The 4120-nt window shown below is 67.3% G+C and carries 4 protein-coding genes and 1 pseudogene; 4 read left to right on the top strand and 1 reads right to left on the bottom strand.

The genetic code is table 11. From position 1 onward, the window contains the following. Positions 1–293: 293 nt before the first annotated feature. Genes AC2VON_RS17350 through AC2VON_RS17360 form a run of 3 tightly spaced genes read left to right on the top strand, consistent with a single transcriptional unit; the run spans position 294 to position 1616 of the window. Positions 294–815 carry a hypothetical protein gene (locus AC2VON_RS17350; RefSeq protein WP_486954059.1) on the top strand — a complete coding sequence of 174 codons (522 nt, stop codon included), beginning with the start codon at positions 294–296 and terminating at the stop codon, positions 813–815. 12 nt (positions 816–827) lie between these two features. Continuing rightward, entirely contained in the window at positions 828–1091 is a 264-nt protein-coding gene (locus tag AC2VON_RS17355; protein WP_486954060.1) for a hypothetical protein, read from the top strand. Between the two features lie 24 nt (positions 1092–1115). Continuing rightward, positions 1116–1616, top strand: coding sequence for a tetratricopeptide repeat protein (locus AC2VON_RS17360; protein ID WP_486954061.1), 501 nt, complete (start codon positions 1116–1118; stop codon positions 1614–1616). Between the two features lie 64 nt (positions 1617–1680). Here the strand turns inward: AC2VON_RS17360 and secD are convergent, their stop codons facing one another. Next, the gene (secD, locus tag AC2VON_RS17365; protein ID WP_486954062.1) at positions 1681–3579 is read right to left on the bottom strand and encodes a protein translocase subunit SecD; all 1899 of its coding nucleotides are present in this window, start codon (positions 3577–3579) and stop codon (positions 1681–1683) included. A gap of 209 nt (positions 3580–3788) precedes the next feature. On the opposite strand from secD, the pseudogene AC2VON_RS17370 reads away from it, so the two are divergent. Beyond that, positions 3789–3938, top strand: a pseudogene (locus AC2VON_RS17370) (helix-turn-helix transcriptional regulator); the annotation flags it as partial. Between the last annotated feature and the right edge of the window lie 182 nt (positions 3939–4120).

Here is a 4120-nt window from a genome sequence, read left to right on the forward strand (position 1 = left end):
CACCGACCCGAATCCGCTCGCCGAACTCGCGCGGCGGGCGACCGCCGCCGAACTACACACCGCCAGCCTCGACGAAGTACTCTGCATCACCGCAATCTGACCCCGCGGGCCGTCCCCGCTGCAGCCAGCCGACGACCGCCGCTGTGCTGGCTGCGGGGTTGGCGCTCGGATTTGCGTGCAGCGTCAAGCTGTGGGCCGCATCCGTCGCGGCCGCCGTGATGCTGGTATTGGCCGTGCGTTCCCGCAGAGCCCTGGCTGTTCTAACAGCTGGCGCCGCTAGCGTCTTCGGCGCCGTGTGTCTGCCGTTTTTCCTGGCTGCTCCCGGTGCGTTCATCTCGGACGTCTTCCTCCTGCAGATCCAGCGCCACGAGGGCGGCCGGGCACCCGCGCTCTACAAGCTGCGCAAGCTCACCGGCGCCGATGCCGTGGAAACGGTGCATGTCCCCGACTACCTCGTCATCGCCGTCACCGCGATGTTTGTGGTGTGCGTCGCGTATCGGATCGCTCGCCGCCACCGCGATCTGGACGCGTGCGATTGGTGCGTGATCGCCGGCGTCGTCGCGATGACGGCAGCGGTGTTTTCGACCGGCCAGTTTTACTGGACCTACAGCTACTTGCCGTTCGCGTGGATCGCAATGACCGCGGGATTGTTGGTGGCACTCACTCCGATCGTATGGGTGCCGCCTGCCGCGTTGCTGGTCGTCGTCGGCGTAGCGTGCGCCGTCGCGTTCGCCGAAGACACCCGTCACGCCCGCGCGGAAATGAACGGTTCCTTCGGCGTGGCCGATGCCGTGCGTGACGCCGTGCCGCCGTGAGCGTGCCTGATCGTGGACTATACGACCATCGCCATCGTCGCCGACCGGTTCACCGCGACCGACCCGGGTTGTCCGCAGATGATCGACCCGTTCGGGGAATGGGTGGCACACACCCCGCCGCACCGCCCCTACCGGGGGATCTTCCCGGTGCCCTTCGTCGCCGATTTCGCCGCGAAACTCAACCGCTCCGCCTACGTCGCTTTCGTCACGCCCTACAGCACATTCGTGCCGTGGATACCCGAACTGTTCCGGTGGTACGCGGCGAACTTCACCTAGATTGGGCACACCAACAGTGTCGTCGTGTACCGGCACGACGGGCACACGCCACCGCCCACGCAGTTCCCGTCCCTGATGATGGGGTCGGCCAAGCAACTGGTCGCTTCCGGCATCGAGGCGGAAAAAGCCGGTGACACCAACGAAGCATTCGACTACTACCAGGAGGCGATCGCCCGAAACGGGCAGAGCAAATCCGCCCACTTCGACATCGGCCACATCTGGCAAACGTGGGGCCAGCCCGAGCAAGCCGAATCCGAATACCGTACCGCTTTGCGCTTGAACCCGAACTTCGCCCCCGCCCTCCACAACCTCGCGGAGCTCAAAGCCGAAACCGATCCAGCCGCCGCGATCGACCTGTCCCGCCGCCTTATAGCAGTCCAGCCGGATAACGCCGTCGCACGGTTCAACCTCGGCGTGCTGCTGTACAAAGCCGGCGACGAGTCCGGAAAAGACCTGATCCGCGAGGCGGTCACCGCCCAGCCGCAGCTCGCCCGACAGGTCCCGCCCGACACCACCCTCGGCTGAGCATCGACGGCGACCACCACCACCACCACAAGCTCAGCGACATCGCCGACAAGATGTCATCTGGCTATCCCCGTCCCGTCGACTGAGCCGTCACCTGCGCCCCGGATTGAGCCATCGCCCGCCGCTCGCGCGCCACCTCCTGTACGGCCCCGAGGCCGTTGAACGCCGGTTTGGCCATTGTCGGCGACATGGAGGCCAGGTACACCAGCGGCCAAGTCACCAGGAAAACCACCACCAGGTCAAGGATGGTGGTCAGCCCCAGGGTGAACGCGAACCCCTTCACCTGGCCCACCGCCAGGACGTACAGCACCGCGGCGGCCAAAAAGGTGACGGCATTGCCAGAGATGATCGTCTTGCGGGCGCGCGCCCAGCCGCGGGGCACCGACGCGTGGAACGAACGGTATTCGCGGATCTCGTCTTTGATGCGTTCGAAGAACACCACGAACGAGTCAGCGGTGGTGCCGATGCCGATGATCAGACCAGCGATGCCGGCCAGATCCAGGGTGTAGTTGATATACCTGCCCAGCAGCACCAGGATGCCGTAGACCATCGTGAAGGTGGCGATCAACGACAGCGCGGTGAGCAAACCCAGCACCCGGTAGTAGAGCAGCGAGTACACCAGCACCAGCGCCAGGCCGATCGCACCGGCGATCAGGCCGGCCTTCAGTGATGACAATCCCAGTGTGGCCGAAACTGTTTCGGCTTGCGAGGACTCGAAAGACAGCGGCAGCGACCCGTACTTCAACACGTTGGCCAGCTGGCGCGCGGCGGCGAAGGTGAAGTTGCCGTGGATCAGGGTCCGGCCACCGGTGATGGCCCCCTCGATCTTTGGCGCGCTGACCACCTGCGAGTCCAGCGTGAACGCGGTCTGGGTGCCGATGTGGTTCGCGGTGTAGTCAGCCCAGATGTTGGCGGCGGCGCTTTTGAACTGCAGCTGAACGATGTAGCCACCCCGCCGCTGGTCCAGGCCGGAGCTGGCGTCGGCGATCTGGTCACCGCTGATGATCGACGGGGCCAGCACGTAGGCGAACTTATGGTCCTGGGAACACGTCACCAGCGGCATATCCGGGTCGTCGTTGCCAGCCAGGATGTCGTTCTGGTCGCAGCGGGTGGCCTGGATTTGCAGGGCGAAAGCCTGCATCAGCTTGTTGTTGCTCTGCCGTAACTTCTTCTCCGCTTCGATGCGGGCGGCAAGGTCCGGCCGCTGGCCGCGCTGCCCGGGGGCGGAAGTGCCCTTCGAGGCGGGCCCCGCCGGAGCGGGTGCACCCGGGGCGGGCTCTGCCGGGGTGGGCGCGGTCGGGGTGGCCGGTGTCGGGGTCGGGACGGGCTCCTGCGGGTAGGGACGCGGCTGCGCCGGCGGTGCCATCGGCTGCGGGACAGGCTCCCCCACCGGGCCGTGATCGGCCGTGCCGGGCTGTCCCGGTTCGGGAATCGGCAGCCCCGGGACGCCCGGCTGACCGGGTATCGGCTGTCCGGGGCCTGCCGGCAGCCCGGGCCGCACCGGCAGCCCCGGGACCCTTGGCCGGCCCGGCAGTCCGGGCGGCCCGGCGCCGGGCTCAGGCGCCTCGTGCGCGGGTATCGCGTTGATCACCGGGCGGATGTAGAGCCGCGCCGTCCGACCCAGGGCGCGAACCTCGTCACCGTCACTGCCGGGCGCCGTGATGACCAGGTTGTCGCCGTCGACGACGACCTCCGAGCCGGACACCCCGAGGCCGTTGACCCGCGCGCTGATGATCTGCTGTGCCTCGATGAGCGCGTCGCGGGTGGGTGCGGAACCGTCGGGCGTGCGCGCGGTCAGGGTGACTCGGGTGCCGCCCTGCAGGTCGATGCCGAGCTTGGGCTGGGCCTGCTTGTCTCCGGTCAGAAATACCAGCAGGTAGACAGCGATGAGCAGCGCCAGAAACACCGACAGATGGCGAGCCGGTTGCACCGGTGCCGAAGGTGGTCCCGAAGGCGATGCCACCTAGTTGGGTCACCTCCGCTCATTGCGCGCCCCGCTCCCGCGGCCGGCCGCTGCCCGCGCTCACCGGCAGGGGCGATCGGTTCGACCGCACCCGCAAAAGGGTACGTGAATGCTCCAATTCGTGTTAAGCGTTAAACGGGGCTGCCCCAGCCGGTAACTGCACCGGGCCGAGCAGCTCGGCGCACTCGGGCAGCCGGGCCGCCGGGCTAACGCAGACTGAACTGGCACGGCGAATGGGAACAACACAGTCGGCCATCGCCGCGATCGAAGCGGGCGCTCGTACACCGACCGTGGATCTGCTTGAACGTCTCGCCCGCGCGCGCGGAGGCCGGCTGACAATCCGAATCGAGGCCGCCTGAATCTTCGGGTGAACCGGGTGTCGACAGGTCCGGCACCGCAGCCATCGGCATCAAGCCGCAATGGATCACGGGGGCTTGTTGTTCGCAGGTAAACCGCCGCCATCAGTTATCCGATGTGCAGCGGGTCGATCTGGACCCGCACCGGGGGGTGGGATTGGCGGGCGCTGAGCACACCGACCCCG

The organism is Mycobacterium sp. TH-M82, assembly GCF_057473605.1.